The following is a 21,764-nucleotide window of genomic DNA, read 5'->3' as shown; positions in this document are numbered from 1 at the left end:
CATGTCGAAATTTTTTATCGACCGGCCAATCTTCGCGTGGGTAATTGCCCTCGTGATCATGCTGGTGGGGACGCTATCGATCCTCAAGTTGCCGATCAACCAATACCCCGCGATCGCGCCACCGGCCATCGCGATTCAGGTGACCTACCCGGGCGCGAACGCGCAAACCGTGCAGGACACCGTGGTTCAGGTGATCGAGCAGCAGCTCAACGGTATCGACAACCTGCGTTATGTGTCTTCGGAAAGTAACTCCGACGGCAGCATGACCATCACCGCGACGTTCAACCAGGGCACCAACCCGGACATCGCCCAGGTTCAGGTACAGAACAAGCTCAACCTCGCCACCCCGCTGCTGCCCCAAGAAGTGCAGCAGCAGGGTATCCGCGTGACCAAGGCGGTGAAGAACTTCCTGATGGTGGTCGGCCTGGTGTCCGAAGATGGCAGCATGGGCAAGGAAGACTTGTCCAACTACATCGTGTCGAACATGCAGGACCCGATTTCCCGTACCTCCGGTGTGGGTGACTTTCAGGTCTTCGGTGCTCAGTACGCGATGCGTATCTGGCTTGACCCGGCCAAGCTGAACAACTTCCAGCTGACCCCGGTTGACGTCAAAACGGCCATTACTGCCCAGAACGTTCAGGTGTCTTCCGGCCAGATCGGCGGTTTGCCTGCGCTCAAGGGCCAGCAGCTGAACGCCACGATCATCGGTAAAACCCGTCTGCAGACCGCCGAGCAGTTCGGCAACATTCTGCTGAAGGTCAATCAGGACGGTTCGCAAGTTCGCCTCAAGGACGTGGCGGAAGTCGGCCTGGGCGGCGAGAACTACAGCATCGACGCGCAGTTCAACGGCAAGGCGGCGTCCGGTCTGGCGATCAAGCTGGCGACCGGTGCCAACGCGCTGGACACCGCCAAGGCGATCCGCGCCACGATTGCCCAGCTGGAGCCGTTCTTCCCGCCTGGCATGAAAGTGGTTTATCCGTACGACACCACGCCGGTGGTTCAGGAATCCATCACCGGGGTTGTTCATACCTTGGGTGAAGCGATCATCCTGGTGTTCCTGGTGATGTATCTGTTCCTGCAGAACTTCCGCGCCACCATCATCACCACGATGACCGTGCCAGTGGTATTGCTGGGTACGTTCGGGATCCTCGCCGCCGCCGGTTTCACCATCAACACGTTGACCATGTTCGGGGTGATTCTCGCCATCGGCCTGCTGGTGGACGATGCCATCGTTGTGGTGGAAAACGTCGAGCGGGTGATGGCGGAGGAAAAACTGTCGCCGCGGGACGCCACGATCAAATCCATGGAGCAGATCCAGGGCGCACTGGTCGGTATCGCACTCGTGTTGTGTGCGGTTCTGTTGCCAATGGCGTTCTTCGGCGGCTCCACGGGTGTGATCTACCGTCAGTTCTCGATCACCATCGTTTCGGCGATGGCGCTTTCGGTACTGGTCGCGCTGATCTTCACCCCGGCGTTGTGCTCCACCCTGCTCAAGCCGATCGATCACGAGAAGCACGGGCAGCCGAAACGTGGATTCTTTGGCTGGTTCAACCGTACCTTCGACCGCAGCGTAGTGAGCTACGAGCGCGGCGTCGGCAACATGCTCAAGCACAAGATTCCGGCCTTTATCGTTTACGCGCTGATCGTCTGCGGCACCATCTGGATGTTCACCCGGATTCCGAGCGCGTTCCTGCCGGAAGAAGACCAGGGCGTTATTTTCGCCCAGGTGCAGACGCCTCCAGGCTCCTCGGCTGAACGTACGCAGACCGTCATCGACAACATGCGCAAGTACCTGCTTGAAGAAGAATCGGGCGCGGTCAACTCGGTGTTCACCGTGAACGGCTTCAACTTTGCCGGTCGCGGTCAGAGCTCCGGTCTGGCATTCATCATGCTGAAACCGTGGGGCGACCGTGATTCTTCCAACAGCGTGTTCGAGCTGGCCAAACGGGCGCAGCAGCACTTCTTCGGTTTCCGCGACGCGATGACCTTTGCGGTTGTACCGCCTGCGGTACTGGAACTGGGTAACGCCACCGGTTTCGATGTGTACTTGCAGGATCAGGGCGGCGTGGGTCACGCCAAGCTGATGGAAGCGCGTAACCAACTGCTGGGCATGGCGGCACAGAGCAAGATTCTGGCGGGCGTGCGTCCCAACGGTCTGAACGATGAGCCGCAGTATCAACTGGTCATCGATGACGAGCGTGCACAGGCCCTGGGCCTGAGTCTGTCGGACATCAACACCACGCTGTCCATCGCGATGGGTGGCAGCTACGTCAACGACTTCATCGACCGCGGTCGGGTCAAGAAGGTGTACGTGCAGGGCAAAGCCAGTGCGCGGATGAAACCGGAAGACTTGAAGAAGTGGTACGTGCGCAATACCGCCGGCGAGATGGTGCCGTTTGCCTCCTTCGCCACAGGCGAGTGGGTGTTCGGTTCGCCAAAGCTGTCCCGTTACAACGGTGTGCCGGCAGAGGAAGTACTGGGTACTCCGGCGCCGGGTTACAGCACCGGCGACGCGATGGCGGAGGTCGAGCAATTGGCCAAGAAGTTGCCGGCCGGCGTGGGCCTTTCCTGGACCGGTCTTTCCTATGAAGAGCGTCTGTCAGGCTCTCAGGCGCCCGCACTGTACGCACTTTCCATTCTGATCGTGTTCCTGTGTCTGGCAGCGCTGTACGAAAGCTGGTCGATTCCGATCGCGGTATTGCTGGTCATCCCGCTCGGGGTCATCGGTGCGCTGATGGCGACGAGCTTGCGCGGTCTGTCCAACGACGTGTTCTTCCAGGTAGGTCTCTTGGTGACGGTGGGTCTGGCGGCGAAAAACGCCATTCTGATCGTCGAGTTCGCCAAGGAGCTGCATGAGCAGGGCAAGGACATCGTCGAGGCGACCATTGAAGCCTGCCGGATGCGTCTGCGGCCCATCGTGATGACGTCTATGGCGTTCATCCTCGGTGTGGTCCCGCTGGCGATTTCCTCGGGCGCCGGTGCCGGTAGCCAGCATTCGATCGGTACAGGCGTAATCGGCGGTATGATCACCGCGGTTATCCTGGCGATCTTCTGGGTACCATTGTTCTTCGTTTCGATATCCTCGCTGTTCAAAGGCAAACAGAAACACACTCCACACGATGAGGCTGGCCAATGAGCAAGTCCCTGATCTCGCTGGCGGTCACCGCGTTCATTCTCGGCGGCTGCTCGTTGATCCCCGATTACAAGCAGCCCGCCGCACCGGTGCCGGCTCAGTTCCCGCAAGGCCCGGCGTACTCGCCGGCCCAAGCGGCGAATCAGGCGGCGGCCGAACAAGGCTGGCGTCAGTTTTTCCATGACCCGGCGCTGCAGCAACTGATTCAGACGTCACTGCAGAACAACCGTGACCTGCGCGTTGCCGCGTTGAACATCGATGCCTACCGCGCGCAGTACCGCATTCAACGTGCGGACCTGTTCCCGGCTGTGGCAGCCTCGGGCACCGGCACGCGTCAGCGCGTTCCGGGCGACCTGTCGCAAACCGGCGAGTCCCGCATCACCAGTCAGTACTCGGTGGGTCTGGGCATCAGTTCCTATGAGCTGGATCTGTTCGGACGAGTGCGCAGCCTGAGTGAGCAGGCGCTGCAGACCTACTTCGCGGGTGAAGAAGGCCGTCGCAGCACGCAGATCAGTCTGGTCGCCAACGTGGCCAACGCCTATCTGACGTGGCAAGCGGACAAAGAGCTGTTGAAGCTGACCCAGGACACCCTGGGCGCCTTCGAAGAAAGCCTGCGTCTGACTTCCCGCAGCAGTGAAGTGGGTGTGGCCTCGGCGCTGGATCTTGCGCAATCGCGCACCTCCGTCGAGAGCGCTCGCGTCAAGCTGGCGCAGTATCAGCGCCTGGTTGCCCAGGACGAGAACAATCTGGTGCTGCTGTTAGGCACCAGTCTGCCGGCCAACCTGCCCGCGCCCAAGCCGTTGAGTGCTGACATGCTCAACGAAATGCCTGCGGGTCTGCCGTCGGAGCTGCTGCAGCGTCGCCCGGACATTCTTCAGGCCGAATACAGCCTGAAAGCGGCCAACGCCAACATCGGCGCCGCACGTGCCGCGTTCTTCCCGAGCATCAGCCTGACGGCCAGTGCCGGTACGGCGAGCGGCGATCTGAGCGGTTTGTTCAAGGGCGGTTCGGGCACGTGGTTGTTCGAGCCGACGATCAATCTGCCGATCTTCAACGCAGGCAGTCTGCGCGCAAGCCTCGACTACTCGAAGATCCAGAAAGACATCGGCGTCGCCAACTACGAGAAAGCGATCCAGACGGCGTTTCAGGAAGTCTCCGACGGCCTGGCCGCGCGCAAAACCTACACCGATCAGCTCAAGGCGCAGACGGATTTCGTCAACGCCAACCAGGACTACTACCGCCTGGCCGAGCGGCGCTATCGCATCGGGATCGACAGCAACCTGACCTTCCTCGACGCCCAGCGTCAGTTGTTCAACGCGCAACAGTCGTTGATCACCGATCGCCTGTCGCAGCTCAACAGCGAGGTCAATCTGTACCGTGCCCTGGGCGGCGGCTGGTATGAACAGACCCCGACCGGCGAGCGTCAGCCGACGGCGGGCGATGTGCCGTCTACCCGCTTGTTCTGATCCAGCGCGTATGAAAAAACCCACCGATTGGTGGGTTTTTTTTGCCTGTTTTTTAGGCTGTTTCAAGCAAAGGCCACAGCCGTTACGCCAACAAAAACTCCGTCACGCGCAGGGCAAAGACCTCACCCAGCTCGACGCTGGACAAGTGCGCGGCGTAATAGTCGGATAGCTCGCTGCCGTGGATGTGATTCTGCAGAAAATGCCCGTCCGCCACCGTGGTGACGGCGTCATGGCTGCCGCAGATGATCAGCGTGGGCACGGTAATCGAACTGACTTCTTTACGCAGATCAGCATCCCGGACAGCCGCGCAGCAGGCGGCGTAACCCAGCGGAGAAGTTGCCGCCAGTACGTCGGTGATGGGCGTGACCTTGTCGGAGTGCCGACTGGCAAAGTCAGGGGTGAACCAACGCCCTACAGCGCCAGCGCCCATTTCTTTCATGGCCCGCTCGCCGCCCTTCTCCACCTGCGCGATGCGCGGCGCCCACGTTTCTGTATCGCCGATCTTCGCGGCGGTGTTGCACAGAATCAGCTTGTGCAACCGGTCGTTGGCATGGACACCCAGCCACTGCCCGATCAGGCCGCCCATGGACAATCCGCAGAAATGCGCTCGGTCGATTTTCAATGCATCGAGCAGCGCCAGCACGTCGCGTCCCAGTTGCGAAAGGGTGTAAGGCCCTTGAGAGACGAGGGACTTCCCGTGGCCGCGCGTGTCGTAACGTACGACGCGGAATGACTTGCTCAGCGCCGGGATCTGCGCGTCCCACATGTGCAAGTCCGTGCCCAGGGAGTTGGACAGCACCAGCACCGGCGCATCCACCGGGCCATCAATCTGATAATGCAGCTCACCGTCTTCGAGTTGTACGAACGCCATGGCAGTCGCTCCGTGAAATACGTGGAATAAGTGTGATGAACAGGGACAACGCGCGCCCTGCCGGGACGCGCGCTGCGAGATCCGGGATCAGTGATCTTCGTGCAGGTAAGCCGGCTTCTTCGGCAGTCGCAGGCTGAACAGGAAAGCAATCGCCATCATCGCGGTCACGTACCAGTAGAAGGTGTTTTCCATACCCATGTTTTTCAGGCCCAGGGCCACGTATTCAGCCGAGCCACCGAAGATCGCGTTGGCCACGGCATAGGCCAGACCGACGCCCAGCGCGCGAACCTGCACCGGAAACATCTCGGCTTTCACCAGGCCGCTAATGGAGGTGTAGAAACTGACGATGGCCAGCGCCAAGGTAATCAGCACGAACGCGATGATCGGGCTGGTGGTGGTTTTCAACGTCAGCAGCAGCGGCACGGTGCACAGCGTGCCCAGTCCGCCGAACCACAGCATCGAAGCGCGGCGGCCGATCTTGTCGGCGAGCATGCCGAACACCGGCTGCATGCACATGTACAGGAACAGCGCGCCGGTCATGATGTAGCTCGCGACCTTGGCGTCCATGTGCACGGTGTTGACCAGGTATTTCTGCATGTACGTGGTGAACGTGTAGAAAATCAGCGAGCCGCCGGCGGTGTAGCCCAGCACGGTGATGAATGCCGCTTTGTGGTCGCGGAACAACGCAGACACACTGCCCGCGTCCTTGTTCTGACGCACTTCAGCGGTGGTGGTCTCTTTCAGCGATCGGCGCAGCACCAGCGAGATCACCGCCGCCACCGCCCCGACGACGAACGGAATACGCCAGCCGTAGGCTCTCAGCTCATCGGCGGTGAGAAATTGCTGGAGGATGACTACGGTCAACACGGCCAACAGCTGACCACCGATCAGCGTCACGTACTGAAATGAAGCGAAAAACCCGCGCTGCCCCCGCAACGCGACTTCGCTCATGTACGTGGCGGTGGTGCCGTACTCGCCACCTACCGACAGCCCCTGGAACAGGCGCGCCATGAGCAGCAGAAACGGTGCCCAGGCACCGATGGATGCGTACGTAGGCAGACAGGCAATGACCAGCGAGCCTGCGCACATCATCAGGACGGAAATCATCATTGAGTTCTTGCGGCCGTGCTTGTCGGCCACGCGACCGAACAGCCAGCCGCCGATAGGACGCATCAGAAAGCCTGCGGCGAAGACGCCCGCGGTGTTGAGCAATTGAACGGTCGGATCATCGGAAGGAAAGAACGCAGGCGCGAAATAGATGGCGCAGAAGGCGTAGACGTAGAAGTCGAACCATTCGACGAGGTTGCCCGATGAAGCACCGACGATGGCGAAGATCCGCTTGCGCCGTTCTTCGCCGGTGTAGTGAGTCGTTGTCATTATTATCTCCCCAGGTGTTTGTAAGGTCAGCCAGTCTAAGACATAACCTGCAACATTTAGACTTAAGCAGTAACGTTCCGACATCACAAGGACAACCACCCGAGCCAGCAAGTTGCCCCTTTCATGCAGGCAACCGATGACTCGGGTAGTTGGTTTGCGAGAATGTCGTTTAGCGCGCTATCGCAAGAGCCAGCCCCTGCCCCACACCAACGCACATAGTAGCCAGCGCTTTGCTGCCGCCGGTTTTCTCAAGTTGATGCAAGGCGGTCAGTACCAGACGCGCGCCGCTCATGCCCAGCGGATGCCCCAGGGAAATCGACCCGCCGTTGGGATTGACCCTGGATGAATCGTCATTGATGCCCAGTTCACGCATGACCGCCAACGCTTGGCTGGCGAACGCTTCGTTGAGTTCAATGACGTCGAAATCACTGACCGCCAGCCCCAGCCTGGCAACCAGCTTGCGCACCGCCGGCACCGGGCCGATGCCCATCACGCGCGGCTCGACGCCGGCACTGGCCATGCCCAATACGCGCGCGCGCGGGGTCAGGCCGTGTTTCCTGACGGCTTCGGCGGACGCCAGAATCATCGCCGCCGCGCCGTCGTTGAGGCCCGCCGCGTTGCCGGCCGTGACCGTGTTGCCCGGGCCGTTGACCGGCTTGAGCTTGCCGAGCGCCTCAAGGCTGGTGTCGGCACGGGGGTGCTCATCGGTGTCGACGACGGTCTCGCCTTTCTTGTGGGCGATGCGCACGGGCACGATCTCCTCAGCGAAGAAGCCCAAGGCCTGAGCCGCCGCCGTGCGTTGCTGGCTGCGCAGGGCAAACGCGTCCTGATCCTCACGGGAGATGCCGAAATCCTCAGCGACGTTATCGCCGGTCTGCGGCATCGCCTCCACGCCGTACTGGTCCTTCATCTGCGGATTGACGAAACGCCAGCCCAGGGTGGTGTCTTCCAGCTTCTGGCTGCGGCCGAATGCCGTGTCGGCCTTGCCCATCACGAACGGCGCGCGGGACATGGACTCGACGCCGCCGGCGATGGCCAGCTCCATTTCGCCACAGGCAATGGCGCGGAACGCAGAACCCACCGCGTCCAGGCCCGAAGCACACAAGCGATTCAGGGTCACGCCGGGCACACTGGCCGGCAACCCCGCCAACAGCGCAGCCATGCGGGCGACGTTGCGGTTGTCTTCACCGGCCTGGTTGGCGCAACCGAGGAACACTTCGTCCAGCTCATCCCAATTGACCGACGGATTGCGCGCCATCAGGGCTTTTATGGGCAACGCTGCCAGATCATCCGCACGAACAGCCGCGAGGGCGCCGCCAAAACGGCCGATGGGGGTGCGAATCGCGTCGCAGATAAATACGTCACGCATCATGCTTCTCCCGGCGTCTGGCCATGGGCAGCCGCGGTTCGCGCTTCAAGATCACGCAGCGCAGTCAGTTCGTACTCGCTCGGTGAGTCGGAATTCACCACGGTGTCGGCAAATCGCACGTCCCAACCGGTGGCGGCGATCACCTGCTCGCGGGTCACGCCCGGGTGCAGGGTCGTCACAACGAATTCGTGGGTGCCCTCCTCCGGCTCCATGATGCACAGGTCAGTGATGATGCCCACCGGCCCGGCGCCCGGCAGGCCGAGGCGTTTGCGCGAGTCGCCGCCTTCGCCGTGGCCGACCGAAGTCAGGAAGTCCAGCTTATTGACGAAGGTCCGCGGCGACTGTTTGAGGATGATCAGCACTTCTTTGGCGGAGCCCGCGATTTCCGGCGCGCCCCCCGCACCCGGCAGGCGCACTTTCGGGCTGTGGTAATCGCCGACCACCGTCGTGTTGATGTTGCCAAACCGGTCGACCTGAGCCGCGCCGAGGAACCCGACATCGACACGGCCGCCCTGCAACCAGTAACGGAAGATTTCGCTGGTGGACACCACGGTGTCAGCGGTTTCCGCCAGTTCGCCGTCACCGATGGACAGCGGCAGCACGTCTGGTTTGGCGCCAATGGGTCCTGATTCATAAATCAGCACCACGTCAGGCGAAGAAGTGAGGCGCGCCAGATTGGCCGCTTTGGAGGGCAGGCCAATGCCGACGAAGCACACGGCACCATTTTTCAACCGACGCGCGGCAGCGACGGTCATCATTTCGCTGGTGGAATAGTTCACTGATTAGTCTCCGCCACATGGGCCAGCTTGCTCTTGAACTCACTGAAGTCCCGGGTGCCATGGATGTATTCGTCAATCCAGGCGGTAAACCCCTCACGGTCGCGGGCGATGGCGTCCCACGCCTGATAGAAACGGTTATCGCGTTCGTAGTAGCCGTGGGCGTAGGAAGGATGAGCGCCGCCCGGCACAAGGCAGACAGCGCTGAGCGCCCAGGTTGGCAGCACGCAAGCGTTCATCGGTGCGTTAAGGTCGTCGACAATTTCCTCGACCGTGACGATGCAGCGCCTGGCCGCCAGCGCTGCCTCTTTCTGCACGCCCAGGATGCCCCACAGCAACACGTTGCCTTTGCGGTCCGCCTTCTGCGCATGAATGACCGTAACGTCGGGGCGCACTGCCGGCACTGCGGCCAGCACTTCTCCGGTGAACGGGCACGTCACTGTTTTGATCAGCGGGTTGACCTTCGGCAAGTCGGAACCGGCGTACGCACGCAGCACCGCGAACGGCAGACCCGACGCCCCCGCCACGTAGGCGTTGGCAAGGTCGGCATGGCTGTGTTCTTCAATCTCCATGGGCTGCGGCCACTGTCGCTCGACCGCATCACGAAGCCTATGCAGCGAACCAACCCCGGGGTTGCCGCCCCACGAGAAAATCAGCCGTTTCGCACAGCCTGCGCCGATGAGCTGGTCATAGATCAAGTCAGGGGTCATGCGCACCAGCGTCAGATCTTTCTTCTTCTGACGGATGAGCTCGTGTCCGGCTGCTGTAGGAATGAGGTGGGTAAAGCCTTCCAGTGCAAGGGTATCGCCATCGTTGACGAACTGCTTCACGGCCTCGTGAAGGGAAAGAATTACAGCCATGGGGTGCTCCAGGTTCACACTCGGTTGCCGTTCTCTAGAGGCAGATACGGCGTTGCAACTGAGGTTATGCCCGGGAACGGGGCGGAACAATCCGATAACCGACTAAGTGTTCGATCACCGAACGGAGAGTGGTGATTGTGAGCCGGATGCAGTCGCCCGACCCTTTTCAGGATCAGGTAAACAGTTGCGTGCTGAGGTCACGGCTGGCATCCAGCATGATCGGCAGAAACTTCTGCTCAAGCTCATTACGCGTCACCCGGCCGGCGCTGGTGCTGACATTGAGCGCCGCGAGCACCTGACCCGAGGCGTCGTACACCGGCACCGCAATGGAACGCAGGCCCTGCTCCAGTTCCTGATCGACAATGCACCAGCCCTGTTGCCGCACCTGCTGCAGACATTCGAGCAAGGCTTCGGGGGTGCGCAAGGTGCGACTGGTTTTGGGCTGCAGGTCGACGTGGTCGAGGTACTCCTGCAACGACACGTCGTCCAGCGCCGCCAGCAGAATCCGCCCCATAGACGTGCAGTACGCCGGCAAACGCCCACCCACTGCCAGATCCACAGAGATCAGCCGCTGGGTAGTGGCCGACCGCGCTATATAAAGAATGTCGTCGCCTTCCAGCGTGGCCATGTTGCAGGCCTCATGCAGTCGATCACTCATCCGGTCCAGATAAGGCTGCGACGAGACTGCCAGAGGGGTGGACGAGAGATAGGCATGGCCGAGGGTCAGCACTTTCGGCAGCAGCGAGTATGTGCGGCCGTCAGTGGTGGCGTAACCCAGCTTGATCAGCGTGTGCAGGCAGCGACGAACCGCGGCCCTGGGGATTTCAGTTCGGTGGCTGATCTGGGCAATGGTCAGGTGCCGCTTGCGCTCTTGAAACGCATGAATGACCGCCAACCCTCGCGCCAGAGAGGTCATGAAGTCCGGATCGCCGGTGAGCGCCTGAATCCTTTTAGCAGGGGACGCAACAATCGGCGGCGCAAGTGACGTGAAAGAATTACGCAATTGATCGTTCATGCTGGCACCGTTCGTCGTGGCCGCGAAAGCCTTGTAGAACGCCACTCTCGCCTGTTTTCCAGGCCACGGCAAGCCAGCTTTGGGCGATAATCGAACGAGTGGGCGATAATCGCAATTGACCGGCCGTACGGTTACTTATACCTTTCACCTGCCATATGAGGCTTCTTTGGATTACTGGTCAGGTACCCACTGAGAAGTCCCAGGCACGGCCTTGCTAACCCAAGGCCGTTTTTGTCTCTGCCCTCCTCATTTATTTTTTGCGTCTAAATACACATCGGCTATTCGCGCCTTCATAACCCGTGAATTTACGTCGCCAGAAAACTGCCTGTAGCGTTAAACATTTGACTCACCAAGTTCCGCCATAAATCGGACTGTGCAACTTAGGAACATTCGTACATAAAAAAGGTATAAATCCTCAGTTGTCCGACTGCGACAGTTCTGACAGTTGACTCGCCTGCGCATCTTCGCGATAGTGGCCGTCATTGAAGCCCAGTAACGCTATCGCGTGGTTTATTCCCCGCCCTATCTGGCATGGATCCAAACTCACGCAGGCATTGCCCGACTCGATCGCAATGCTCAGCGATGGCAGGCCAACACCCAGGTCATTTGTCATCCTGCAGGCAATCAATTAAGAATGTTGCTACGACAGTTTTGTCATTCTGGTGCACGTAGCCGCCGTTGGTGGAAGTGTGAATCCTCTTGTGCAGCGACCCTGCCCGACGATTATTCCTGATTCGATACATTGCGATCCTCAGGTCAGGCACTTTCAGACTCGGCGTCAGCACCGGGATTAAACTCGACCCGATCAGGTATTAACGTGACCAAAGATGAACTGCGCGTAGAACTGGAACGCCAGGAACAACGTTACAAGGAAGTGTATGGCGGCGAAGTGACAACATACGCCGCCCAGCCCGAGCCCGAGCGCAAGCCTTGGCGCAAACGGGCCAGCCTGCTCGACCAGGCTTTCAAGCAAGAGCTGCAAAAGATGGAAGAAGAACTCAAGGAAGCGCCATGAGCCGCTCGCTTGCCTGTCGTTGAATCAATTAGTCGACGGCAAGCGTTTCCAGTGCTTTAAAGGCCAGGTTTTACAGACTCGTCCAAGGTTCAGCGTGATTCGCACGCTCCTTCAAGACAGGAAGTCAACGGTCAGGCGGGACAGAAATTTCGTTGCAGGCTGCTACCAATTAGCAGCGCGCCTATCGCGCAGTTTTTTTTCTGTCATAATCCCGCCCCCTTAAGACCGGGTCAGAAAACCTTCCATGATCGATTTATTCAGCGGACTGGATGCTTGGGTGATTGTGAGCTTGTTGCTCGCCCTGGCGTTTGTCCTCACCTTCGAGTTCATCAACGGCTTTCATGACACCGCCAACGCGGTGGCGACAGTCATTTACACCAAGGCCATGCCGCCCCATCTGGCGGTATTTTTCTCGGGTGTGTTCAATTTCCTCGGAGTGCTCCTGGGTGGCGTCGGCGTGGCGTATGCCATCGTGCATCTGCTGCCGGTCGAGTTGTTGATCAATGTCAACACCGGTCATGGTCTGGCCATGGTGTTCTCGCTGTTGGCTGCGGCCATCACCTGGAACCTAGGCACCTGGTATTTCGGCATCCCGGCGTCCAGCTCTCACACGTTGATCGGTTCGATTCTGGGTGTGGGCCTGGCCAACGCGCTGATCAATCACATTCCGTTGGGCGAAGGCGTTAACTGGCAGAAAGCGATCGATATCGGCGCTTCGCTGGTGTTCTCACCGCTGGCCGGTTTCATCGTGGCAGCTCTGGTACTGCTGGGCCTCAAGGCCTGGCGCCCCCTGTCCAAGATGCACAAGACCCCGGAACAACGCCGCAAGCTTGATGACAAAAAACACCCTCCCTTCTGGAATCGCCTGGTGCTGGTGATTTCGGCGATGGCGGTGAGTTTTGTGCACGGCTCCAACGATGGCCAGAAAGGCATCGGCCTGATCATGCTAGTGCTGATCGGCATTGTCCCGGCGCAGTTCGTGCTGGACCTTAGCACCACGACCTACCAGATCGAACGCACCCGCGACGCCACCCAGCACCTGAGCCAGTTTTACCAGCGCAACAACGCGACACTGGGCGAGTACCTGGCGCTGGGCAAATCGGCGGCGGGCGATCTGCCCGAGCGTTTCAGCTGCAACCCTGAGCAAACCGAGCCGACCATTGATGCCCTGTTGAACAACCTCAAGGGTGTCACCGACTACCACAGCCTCGCACCGGAGCGTCGCATCGAAGTCCGTCGCTACCTGCTGTGCCTGGATGACACAGCACGCAAGGTCGGCAAGCTGCCAGCCCTTGATGCCCGTGAAAAATCGGATCTGGAGAAGCTGCGCAAGGACCTGACCGCGACCACTGAATATGCGCCGTTCTGGGTCATCTTCGCCGTTGCACTGGCGCTGGGTATCGGCACCATGGTCGGCTGGAAACGCGTCGTCCTGACCATCGGCGAGAAGATCGGCAAGCAAGGCATGACCTACGCCCAGGGCATGTCCGCGCAGATCACCACCGCGAGCGCCATTGCGCTGGCCAACGTGTTCAGCCTGCCGGTTTCGACGACTCACATCCTGTCGTCCGGCGTGGCCGGGACCATGGTGGCGAACAAGAGCGGCCTGCAGGGCGGCACGGTTCGCAACATTCTGCTGGCATGGGTGTTGACCCTGCCCGCCACTGTCGCGCTGTCGGCAGGTTTGTTCTGGTTGGCGTCCAAAGCGCTGGCTTGACCTGACAGCGTCGGCCGTTCTGAAAAAGCCCATTCATTGAATGGGCTTTTTATTGCCCAAACGTCCGCCAATGTAGAAGCGCGCTTGCCCGCGATTGCGGTATGCCTGTGACGCAGATGTCACCTGCGAGGATGCGTTCGCGGGCCTGCGCGCGCCTACGGATCAGAGATTGAATGGCTTACCGGCGCTTTTTGCTACCGCCCAGCAACGACCCCATCAACCCCCGCACCAGTTCGCGGCCGATCTGGCTAGCAGCCTGGCGCATTGCACTCTTGACCGCCTGCCCCGCCAGCCCGCCCAGAAAACCACCGGCCATATCGGCAAAGCCGCCTTCCGACTTCTCCTCAGCGCCGGCCTTCTGGGAGGGATCCGCCGGTGCGCCCTTGCGCGCCAGTAGCAGTTCGTAGGCCGACTCGCGATCCACGGGTCTGTCATACCGCCCGGCCAGTGGCGACCGGGCGATCAGCGCGGCGCGTTCGGCCTGGGTCAACGGCCCAATCCGGGATTGCGGCGGCGCGACCAGCACACGCTGGACGATCTCGGGCGTGCCCTTGTCCTGCAGGGTACCCACCAGCGCCTCACCTATACCCAACTCGGTGAGCACCGAAAGGGCATCGAACTCGGGATTGAGCCGAAAACCTTCCGCAACGGCCTTCAGCGACCGTTGCTCCTTGCTGGTGAACGCGCGCAGGCCGTGCTGAATCCGCAAACCGAGTTGCGCCAGAATGCTGTCTGGCAGATCCCCCGGCGACTGGGTGACAAAATACACACCGACGCCTTTCGAGCGAATCAGCCGCACCACTTGTACCAGACGCTCCTGCAGCGCCTTCGGCGTATCCGCAAACAGCAAATGCGCTTCGTCGAAGAACAGTGCCAGCAAGGGTTTATCGGCATCGCCTCGCTCAGGCAATTGCTCGAACAGCTCTGCCAGCAGCCACAGCAGGAACGTGGCATAGACCTTCGGCGACTCGTGTACCAGCCGGCTGGCATCAAGCAGATGAATTTGCCCGCGACCGTCGCTGGCAGGTTGCAAAATGTCTTCCAGTTGCAGCGCCGGCTCGCCGAACAAGGCCTCGGCGCCTTGCTGCTCAAGGACCGCCAGCCGACGTAAAAGCGCCTGACTCGACCCCGTGGTCATCAACGCGCTGTCGTCACCCAGCACTTCGGGGTTGTCACGCAGATGATTGAGCAGCGCCTTGAGGTCCTTGAGGTCCAGCAACAACAGGCCTTCCCGATCCGCTACCTTGAACGCCGCGTACAGCGCCGACTGCTGGCTATCCGTCAATTCCAGCAAACTTCCCAGCAGCAGCGGCCCCAGTTCCGACAGAGTTGTGCGCAACGGATGGCCCGTTTCACCGTGCACATCCCACAGGGTCACCGGATAGCCTTGAGATTTATGGTGCAACCAGGGCATGCCGGCGATGCGCTCGGCGATCTTGCCTTGAGGGTCACCCGCCGCACCGAGCCCGCAAAGGTCACCCTTGATATCCGCCGCGAACACCGCCACGCCAGCCTCGCTGAACGCCTCCGCCAGGCGCTGCAGCGTGACGGTTTTGCCGGTGCCGGTCGCGCCGGCCACCAGCCCGTGACGGTTGGCCAGACGCATCGCCTGCCCGATCGGCTGGCCCTTCAGGTCAGCGCCAATAAGAATCTGTAGTGAGTCAGGCATCCGTTCACCCAAGCGTCGCATTTGATATTCCCGAGGGGACTGCGGCAGCCGCCCGGATGGGACCGCACCGCTGATCAGCCCTCAGGCCACCGCTATACTCTAGCGCAAGCGGCACAACGGTCGTCCATGGGCATCGTCGTGAGCATGGATGCGACGATCTGCAACCGAACATCTGTATCTGTGGATGGTCAACCAGAAGGACTGATCAATGGACGGAGGCATCGTGTGCATATCGCTGACATGACCATGTTCTACGCCCCAGCCAGCGGTGGCGTGCGCACGTATCTGGACGCCAAACACCGTCGCCTCGCGCTTTACCCGGGCGTGCGACACAGCCTGCTGATTCCCGGTCCGCAAAGCAGTCATGAGGACGGGGTGTATCGGGTACCCGCTCCGCCCGTGCCTTTTGGCAACGGCTATCGATTTCCGCTGCGCGTCGGTCCCTGGCGAGATGCCCTGCGAAGTCTGCGGCCGGACCTCATTGAAGTCGGCGATCCTTACCTGACGGCCTGGGCCGCACTGGATGCCCGACGTCAACTGGAGGTGCCGGTGATAGGCTTCTACCACTCCGATTTGCCGCTGCTGGTGAAGAACCGCATCGGCACCTGGCTGGGCGCCAACGTCGAGAATTACGTCAGCAAGCTCTACAGCAACTTCGACCGGGTGCTGGCACCAAGCGCTGCAATGGCGGACAAGCTGATCCGCCTGGGTGTGAAGAATGTTCATGTGCAACCGTTGGGGGTTGATCTGCAGACGTTTCATCCCTCTCGGCGAGACCCTGGTCTCAAGGCCGAGCTAGGCCTGACCGAAGAAACACATCTGCTTGTCTTCGCGGGTCGAGGGTCGAAAGAGAAAAACCTGACTGTTCTGCTCGACTGCATGAGGGCGCTGGGCGCTGGGTACCACCTGATGTTGGTAGGTTCTCATATGCCCACCGGCGTACCGGCCAACGTCACGGTTGTGGATAAATTCCGCCCTGCCGCCGAAGTCGCGCGTCTGCTGGCAAGCGCTGATGCGCTGGTGCATGCCGGGGATCAGGAAACCTTCGGGCTGGTGGTGATCGAAGCCATGGCCAGCGGGATCCCGGTGGTCGCAGTAGATGCCGGCGCGTTCCGCGAAATCATTCCCGAACACTGCGGCCTGCTGTGCGAGCCCAATCATCCGCTGGCCATGGCGGCATCTGTGAGTCAGCTGTTTGCCGAGAATGCGGCACGCCGAGGTGCAAATGCGCGGCGTCATGTCGAGGCGCACTACGCGTGGGACACCGTGGTCGCCGGGTTGCTTGGCCATTACCAGGCGGTGCTCGGTGCCCACCAGCCGGTCCGTGCCCATGGCTGAAACCTGCGCAAACGCATCACGCAGCGTCATGCTCGTCCTTCACGACGTGGCACCACAGACCTGGCCGGATTATCGTCCGTTTGTGGAAGCCGTCGATGCGCTGGGCAACATCCCCATTACCTGGCTTGTGGTCCCGGACTTTCACAAGCATGACCCGGTCGACGCCAATCAGGACTTCCAGCGGTTGATGCACAACCGCCTCGCCCGGGGTGACGAACTGGCGCTGCACGGTTATTACCACTGCGACGACAGCCCTGCCCCACGCACGCCACAGGACTTTTTCATGCGGCGCATTTACACCTGGGAAGGCGAGTTCTACACCCTCAACGAGCAGCAGGCGATGCAGCGGCTCGAAGCAGGCATGGAGCTATTCCGGCGCAACGAATGGCCGCTTCACGGATTCGTCGCTCCGGCCTGGCTGATGAGCCAAGGCACGCGCAATGCCCTGCGAAAATTGCCATTGGACTACACAAGTGATGCCCAACACTTGTATCGTCTGCCGGACTTTTCCGAGATCGATGCGCCCGGCATCGTCTGGAGCGCTCGCAGCGCCTGGCGCCGGGGGGTATCGAAAATCGTCAGCAACCACCGTGAGGCTCAATTGCACAACGCCGCAACTATTCGTCTGGGTCTGCACCCTGTGGACATGCGCCACGACTTTTCCCGTCGTTACTGGCTGCAAGCCCTTGAGCGCTTGCTGAACGACGGCCGCACGCCGATGAGCAAATTTGCCTGGTTACAGGGCTTGAATACCGTCAGGTCTGCGGCGTGAGGCGACTTGGCTGGCTCGCAGCAGCACTGATACTCGCCCTGCTGATTCCGTTCTTCATGGGCGGCGCGGACATGTTTCATCGCCTGCGCAATTTCCCGGTGATGCTCCTCGTCGGCATGTTTGCCATGGTGCTGGTGGGCTGGTGCATGAACACAATGCGCCTGCGCCTTTTACTCGGCGACGCCGCCAGCGGGCTCGGCATGCGCAAGAGCCTCGCCGTGGTCATGGCGACCGAGTTTGCCTACTGCGCAACACCCGGTGGCAGCGGTGCCCCGTTGACGCTGGTGGCACTGCTCTCGCGCAGTGGTATCGGCCCGGCGAAAAGCACAGCGGCTTTCGCCACTGACCAACTGATGGATCTGGTGTTTTTCCTGCTCGCTCTGATCGGCATCCTGATTTACGCAGTATTCCACCAGCTCAGCGAAAATCTTGAATGGATGCTCATCGCCAGCGCCCTGCTGATCGGCGCCGGGCTTTGCGCGTGCGCCGGTTTCGCGCGGTATCACCGACGCATCATTCAGTTCAACGGTCGGGTGCTCAAACGCCTGAGGCGCAAGAACACCACGCGTATTCGCTGGGCGCGCAAGCTGCTGCATTTTCGCGACGCGCTGGCTGAAACCTGGAAGATGCCCCACCGCATTCTGCTTCAAGTATTTGCGCTGACCTGCGTGCACTGGAGCCTGCGTTACAGCGTGCTGTACCTGGCGCTGAAAGGGTTGGGGGTTAATATCGACTGGGCGTGGACGTTTCTGGTGCAGATGCTCTCGCTGAGCGCCGGGCAGTTCAGCCTGTCGCCGGGCGGTGCCGGCGCGGCGGAGTTGACGTCGGCTGCCTTGCTGGCGCCGATGATGGGCAAGTCGACGGCAGCGGCGGCGATCCTTATCTGGCGGATTGTTACCTATTACTTCTATCTGGTCGCCGGCGGCCCGGTGTTTCTGTTGATGGTCGGGCGCCCACTTTTGAACAAGTTACTGCGGATCAAGACCGTCTGATTCGTCTTCCCGTTTGGCAGACGTCAGTTCTTTCCATAATGCTTCGGCCCCCTCGAAATCCGTTCCGTCCTCCGGCGACATTGCGTCGACGTCGTAACGGCTCAGGCATCCCTCGCCAAGGGTTGGCGGGGCTTTGGAGGTGGCTTTGTCGAGGGGATCGCTCATATTGATTACGCCTGTGTTTCCTTGGCAGCCTGACTGTCTGGAGACAATCGCTTCGCAGTGAGCCGCTGAACTTCAGCGGCTCACCCAAACCGCTTGATCACTGCTTAATCAAAGACCACTGTCTTGTTGTCATGCACCAGCACGCGATCTTCCAGGTGTGCGCGCAGGCCGCGAGCGAGCACCATTTTTTCCACGTCGCGACCGAAACGCACCATGTTTTCGATGCTGTCGCGATGGCTGACGCGCACGACGTCCTGCTCGATGATCGGACCGGCGTCCAGTTCTTCGGTGACGTAGTGACAAGTAGCGCCGATCAGTTTCACGCCACGCAGCGACGCTTGGTGATACGGCTTGGCGCCGACGAACGAAGGCAGGAAGCTGTGGTGAATGTTGATGACTTGATGCGCGTATTCCCGGCACAGTTGCGGCGGCAGGATCTGCATGTAACGCGCCAGCACAACAACGTCGGCTTCATGGTGTTTGACCAGACGCGAGACTTCGGCGAACGCCGGCTCTTTGTCTTTGGGATCAACCGGCACATGGTAGTAAGGGATGTTGTGCCATTCGACCATGCTGCGCAGGTCCTGGTGGTTGGAAATCACGCAGGCGATTTCGCAGTCCAGTTCATCGCTGTGCCAGCGGTGCAGCAGGTCTGCCAGGCAGTGGGACTCCCGACTGGCCATCAGCACGACGCGTTTTTTCTGCGCGGAGTCGGTAATGCGCCAGTCCATCGAAAACTCTTCGGCGATGGGCGCAAAGGCTTCACGGAAACCTTCGAGGTCGAAAGGCAGGGTATCGGCGCGCATTTCATGACGCATGAAAAACCAGCCGCTGAGGTTGTCAGAGTGATGGCTCGCTTCGGTAATCCAGCCGTTGTACGACGCCAGAAAGTTACTGACCTTGGCAACGATACCGACACGGTCCGGGCAAGCAATCACCAGACGAAAAGTGCGCATGTGAAAAACTCCAGAACTTCGCAAAGGCCGCCATTCTAGCGATTACCTGAGGACTGTGCAGTACCCGTATGCCGCTCATTTCAGGCGGCAAAAAAGCGCACCCTGCGGGGATTAACGCATTAGTGCCGGGCCGGTTCATCGGCGGCGGAAACTCGACGCCAGATACATCACTAAAAGCGGCAAGCTCATTGGCGCTCTATAACGCAACATGTGTATCTAAATCGAGGGTATGTGTTCGGTCATTTCAAAATGCTACGGATAAAACTTTTCTTAAATGTTTACTTGCGCAAACACTCTGATTATTATGCGCCATCGCATCATGCCCATCACAACATAGGTAGCCCCCATGTCACTGATCAACGAATACCGCGCAACAGAAGAAGCCATCAAAGAACTGCAAGCCCGCCTGCAAAATCTGCAACAAGACGACAAACTGCAGAAAGAACTTGAGTTCGAAGGCAAACTGCGCACTTTGATGGGCGAATATCAGAAGTCCCTGCGCGACATCATTGCGCTGCTGGATCCAGAATCCAAAATGAAGGCGCCACGTGGCGCTGCTGTTAAGCCGGTCGGCACCAAGCGCGCTCGTAAGGTCAAGCAATACAAAAACCCGCACAACGGTGAAATCATCGAAACCAAAGGCGGCAACCACAAGACGCTGAAAGAGTGGAAAGCCAAGTGGGGCGGCGACGAGGTTGAAGGCTGGGCAACTCTGCTGGGTTAATTCCCGAATTTAGAGTCAGCCGTCGCACTGAAACGTCCGACCCAAAAACGCCAGCGACTGCTGGCGTTTTTTATTGCCTGCCATTAACCCTTCTTCGCTTAAAGCCCCAGACGCTGTTTCAACATCAGAGAGTAATCCTGCCATTGGGCAAGCACCTTGAGTTGCTCGGGCGTGGCCTTCAGTGAGAGCTCGACCAGCGCACGGCTGAAGGCCTTGAGCGTATTGGGCGCGCCGGCCTGAGGGTCGCTCAGGCGCAACTGACAAAACGCCAACCAGCGCTGTTGCTCTGCAACACTCAGGGTTTCGGCAAAGTTGCGGGCGCGATAGCGGAATAACAATTCAGGCAGTCGCGGATCATCGAACGGCCAGACATCGCTAGCCAGCTGCTGCGGCTCGGCAATTCGCACCTGCTCGCAGAGGCGACGGTCCCGATCATTGATGAAGCCATCGTATAACTGCTGCTCCGGATCCTCACTGGCAGCGAAGTTGTCGTTGGCATACACGCTTTTCAACTTGTCCTGCCAGATCGTCTGACCTTCATTCAATGCGGCGACACGCGTTTTATAAACACTCATGTCCAGTTGCAGACGCTGACGGTCCTCCTCGCGAAGCACGCTCAGCGGGGCAATGACCGGGCATTTATTTACATGCAGCAATTTGAGCGGGACCGGTAACTGGCCTTCGAGCAGATCTTCGCGACGGGTATATAGACGCTGGCGCAAGGTCTCGCCGTCTTCATCCAGCAACGGACTGTGGTCATGGAACAGATCGCAGACAATCAATGCGTTACGGTTGACCGGATGCCAGGCCAGCGGCAGTACGACGCTTACGTAACTTCGCGCCGCGGAGAACCGACCCGATATATGCACAAGCGGCTGCATCAACCGAATCTGATCCTGCACCTTGTGCTTGAAGCGCAATTCAAAAAGATAGTCGTAAAGTTTGGGTTGTTTATCGCGGACCAGACGCGCCAGCGCTATGGTTGCGCGGACATCGGACAGCGCGTCGTGTGCATGGCCGTGATCGATCCCGTTGGCCGCCGTCAGCCGCTCAAGTTTCAGCGTGACCCGGCCCTCTTCTTCCGGCCAGACAATGCCCTCCGGACGCAGCGCGTAAGCCGTGCGGACCACGTCGATCAGATCCCAGCGGCTGTTACCGCCCTGCCATTCGCGGGCGTAGGGGTCGAAGAAGTTTCGATAAAAACTGTAGCGGGTCATCTCGTCGTCGAAGCGCAACGTGTTGTAACCCGCGCTGCAGGTACCGGGGCGAGACATCTCCGCATGCAGGCGCGTCATGAAATCCGCCTCGCACAACCCCTTTTCCGCGAGCCGGTCTGGCGTGATGCCTGTCACCAGACATGCCGCCGGATGGGGCAGGATGTCATCGCCGGGCTGGCAGTAGAGGTTGATCGGTTCGCCAATCTCGTTGAGCTGATCGTCCGTACGAATGCCCGCCACTTGCAGCGGCCGGTCGTTGCGTGGATTGATCCCGGTGGTTTCGTAGTCGTACCAGAAGATGCTGGAAGTCACGGGCTGATCCTGAACAAAAG

General features: G+C 60.0%; 18 protein-coding genes. 8 read left to right on the top strand and 10 right to left on the bottom strand.

What is annotated here, in order from left to right:
- The first annotated feature begins 1 nt into the window (after position 1).
- Both BMY98_RS03460 and BMY98_RS03455 read left to right on the top strand, forming a co-directional pair.
- Positions 2 to 3,136, top strand: a complete 3,135-nt coding sequence (locus BMY98_RS03460) for an efflux RND transporter permease subunit (RefSeq protein WP_074884689.1) — start codon at positions 2 to 4, stop codon at positions 3,134 to 3,136.
- Positions 3,133 to 4,599, top strand: coding sequence for an AdeC/AdeK/OprM family multidrug efflux complex outer membrane factor (locus BMY98_RS03455; RefSeq protein ID WP_074884686.1), 1,467 nt, complete (start codon positions 3,133 to 3,135; stop codon positions 4,597 to 4,599). The genes BMY98_RS03460 and BMY98_RS03455 overlap by 4 nt, the downstream gene beginning before the upstream one ends.
- Before the next feature lie 82 nt (positions 4,600 to 4,681).
- On the opposite strand, the gene pcaD is transcribed toward BMY98_RS03455, so the two are convergent.
- The 6 genes from pcaD to pcaR all read right to left on the bottom strand — a co-directional run bounded on the left by pcaD (position 4,682) and on the right by pcaR (position 10,867).
- Complete coding sequence (gene pcaD, locus BMY98_RS03450; protein ID WP_074884682.1) at positions 4,682 to 5,470, bottom strand: 3-oxoadipate enol-lactonase; 789 nt, start codon at positions 5,468 to 5,470, stop codon at positions 4,682 to 4,684.
- Positions 5,471 to 5,557: 87 nt separating this feature from the next.
- A complete protein-coding gene (locus tag BMY98_RS03445; protein ID WP_074884680.1) occupies positions 5,558 to 6,847 on the bottom strand; it encodes an MFS family transporter in 1,290 nt (429 codons plus the stop codon).
- 169 nt (positions 6,848 to 7,016) lie between these two features.
- Complete coding sequence (pcaF, locus tag BMY98_RS03440) at positions 7,017 to 8,219, bottom strand: 3-oxoadipyl-CoA thiolase (protein ID WP_175514132.1); 1,203 nt, start codon at positions 8,217 to 8,219, stop codon at positions 7,017 to 7,019.
- Positions 8,216 to 8,974, bottom strand: coding sequence for a CoA-transferase subunit beta (locus BMY98_RS03435; protein ID WP_175514137.1), 759 nt, complete (start codon positions 8,972 to 8,974; stop codon positions 8,216 to 8,218). The genes pcaF and BMY98_RS03435 overlap by 4 nt, the downstream gene beginning before the upstream one ends.
- 17 nt (positions 8,975 to 8,991) lie before the next feature.
- On the bottom strand, positions 8,992 to 9,852 hold the full coding sequence (locus BMY98_RS03430; protein WP_074884670.1) for a CoA transferase subunit A: 861 nt from the start codon (positions 9,850 to 9,852) through the stop codon (positions 8,992 to 8,994).
- A 172-nt stretch (positions 9,853 to 10,024) separates the two neighbouring features.
- Positions 10,025 to 10,867, bottom strand: coding sequence for a pca regulon transcriptional regulator PcaR (pcaR, locus tag BMY98_RS03425; RefSeq protein WP_074884784.1), 843 nt, complete (start codon positions 10,865 to 10,867; stop codon positions 10,025 to 10,027).
- An 817-nt stretch (positions 10,868 to 11,684) separates the two neighbouring features.
- Between pcaR and BMY98_RS03420 the strand changes: the two genes are divergently transcribed.
- On the top strand, positions 11,685 to 11,882 hold the full coding sequence (locus tag BMY98_RS03420; RefSeq protein WP_074884667.1) for a hypothetical protein: 198 nt from the start codon (positions 11,685 to 11,687) through the stop codon (positions 11,880 to 11,882).
- A gap of 244 nt (positions 11,883 to 12,126) precedes the next feature.
- On the top strand, positions 12,127 to 13,599 hold the full coding sequence (locus tag BMY98_RS03415; protein WP_074884664.1) for an inorganic phosphate transporter: 1,473 nt from the start codon (positions 12,127 to 12,129) through the stop codon (positions 13,597 to 13,599).
- 178 nt (positions 13,600 to 13,777) lie between these two features.
- Here the strand turns inward: BMY98_RS03415 and BMY98_RS03410 are convergent, their stop codons facing one another.
- Complete coding sequence (locus tag BMY98_RS03410; RefSeq protein WP_074884781.1) at positions 13,778 to 15,268, bottom strand: helicase HerA-like domain-containing protein; 1,491 nt, start codon at positions 15,266 to 15,268, stop codon at positions 13,778 to 13,780.
- A gap of 225 nt (positions 15,269 to 15,493) precedes the next feature.
- On the opposite strand from BMY98_RS03410, the gene gpgS reads away from it, so the two are divergent.
- The 3 genes from gpgS to gpgF are packed head-to-tail and all read left to right on the top strand — an operon-like array spanning position 15,494 to position 18,370.
- Positions 15,494 to 16,606, top strand: coding sequence for an N-acetylglucosaminyl phosphatidylglycerol synthase (gene gpgS / locus BMY98_RS03405; protein WP_245760011.1), 1,113 nt, complete (start codon positions 15,494 to 15,496; stop codon positions 16,604 to 16,606).
- Between the two features lie 28 nt (positions 16,607 to 16,634).
- The gene (gene gpgD / locus BMY98_RS03400) at positions 16,635 to 17,378 is read left to right on the top strand and encodes an N-acetylglucosaminyl phosphatidylglycerol deacetylase (RefSeq protein WP_245760010.1); all 744 of its coding nucleotides are present in this window, start codon (positions 16,635 to 16,637) and stop codon (positions 17,376 to 17,378) included.
- Complete coding sequence (gene gpgF / locus BMY98_RS03395) at positions 17,375 to 18,370, top strand: glucosaminyl phosphatidylglycerol flippase (protein WP_074884658.1); 996 nt, start codon at positions 17,375 to 17,377, stop codon at positions 18,368 to 18,370. Before gpgD ends, gpgF begins: the two co-directional genes overlap by 4 nt.
- Here the strand turns inward: gpgF and BMY98_RS03390 are convergent.
- Together BMY98_RS03390 and purU are read right to left on the bottom strand one after the other, a co-directional pair.
- Positions 18,347 to 18,535, bottom strand: a complete 189-nt coding sequence (locus BMY98_RS03390; protein WP_074884654.1) for a hypothetical protein — start codon at positions 18,533 to 18,535, stop codon at positions 18,347 to 18,349. The genes gpgF and BMY98_RS03390 overlap by 24 nt on opposite strands.
- Before the next feature lie 104 nt (positions 18,536 to 18,639).
- On the bottom strand, positions 18,640 to 19,491 hold the full coding sequence (purU, locus tag BMY98_RS03385) for a formyltetrahydrofolate deformylase (protein ID WP_074884652.1): 852 nt from the start codon (positions 19,489 to 19,491) through the stop codon (positions 18,640 to 18,642).
- A gap of 346 nt (positions 19,492 to 19,837) precedes the next feature.
- Between purU and mvaT the strand changes: the two genes are divergently transcribed.
- Positions 19,838 to 20,215: a histone-like nucleoid-structuring protein MvaT gene (mvaT, locus tag BMY98_RS03380; protein ID WP_065992265.1), complete on the top strand. Its 378-nt coding sequence runs from the start codon at positions 19,838 to 19,840 to the stop codon at positions 20,213 to 20,215.
- 98 nt (positions 20,216 to 20,313) lie between these two features.
- On the opposite strand, the gene sbcB is transcribed toward mvaT, so the two are convergent.
- Positions 20,314 to 21,744: an exodeoxyribonuclease I gene (gene sbcB, locus BMY98_RS03375; protein WP_074884649.1), complete on the bottom strand. Its 1,431-nt coding sequence runs from the start codon at positions 21,742 to 21,744 to the stop codon at positions 20,314 to 20,316.
- Between the last annotated feature and the right edge of the window lie 20 nt (positions 21,745 to 21,764).

Source organism: Pseudomonas graminis (assembly GCF_900111735.1).
Classification (GTDB): Bacteria; Pseudomonadota; Gammaproteobacteria; order Pseudomonadales; family Pseudomonadaceae; genus Aquipseudomonas; species Aquipseudomonas graminis.
Note: the sequence above shows the minus strand (reverse complement) of the source record. Positions and strands in the feature narration are given on the sequence as shown.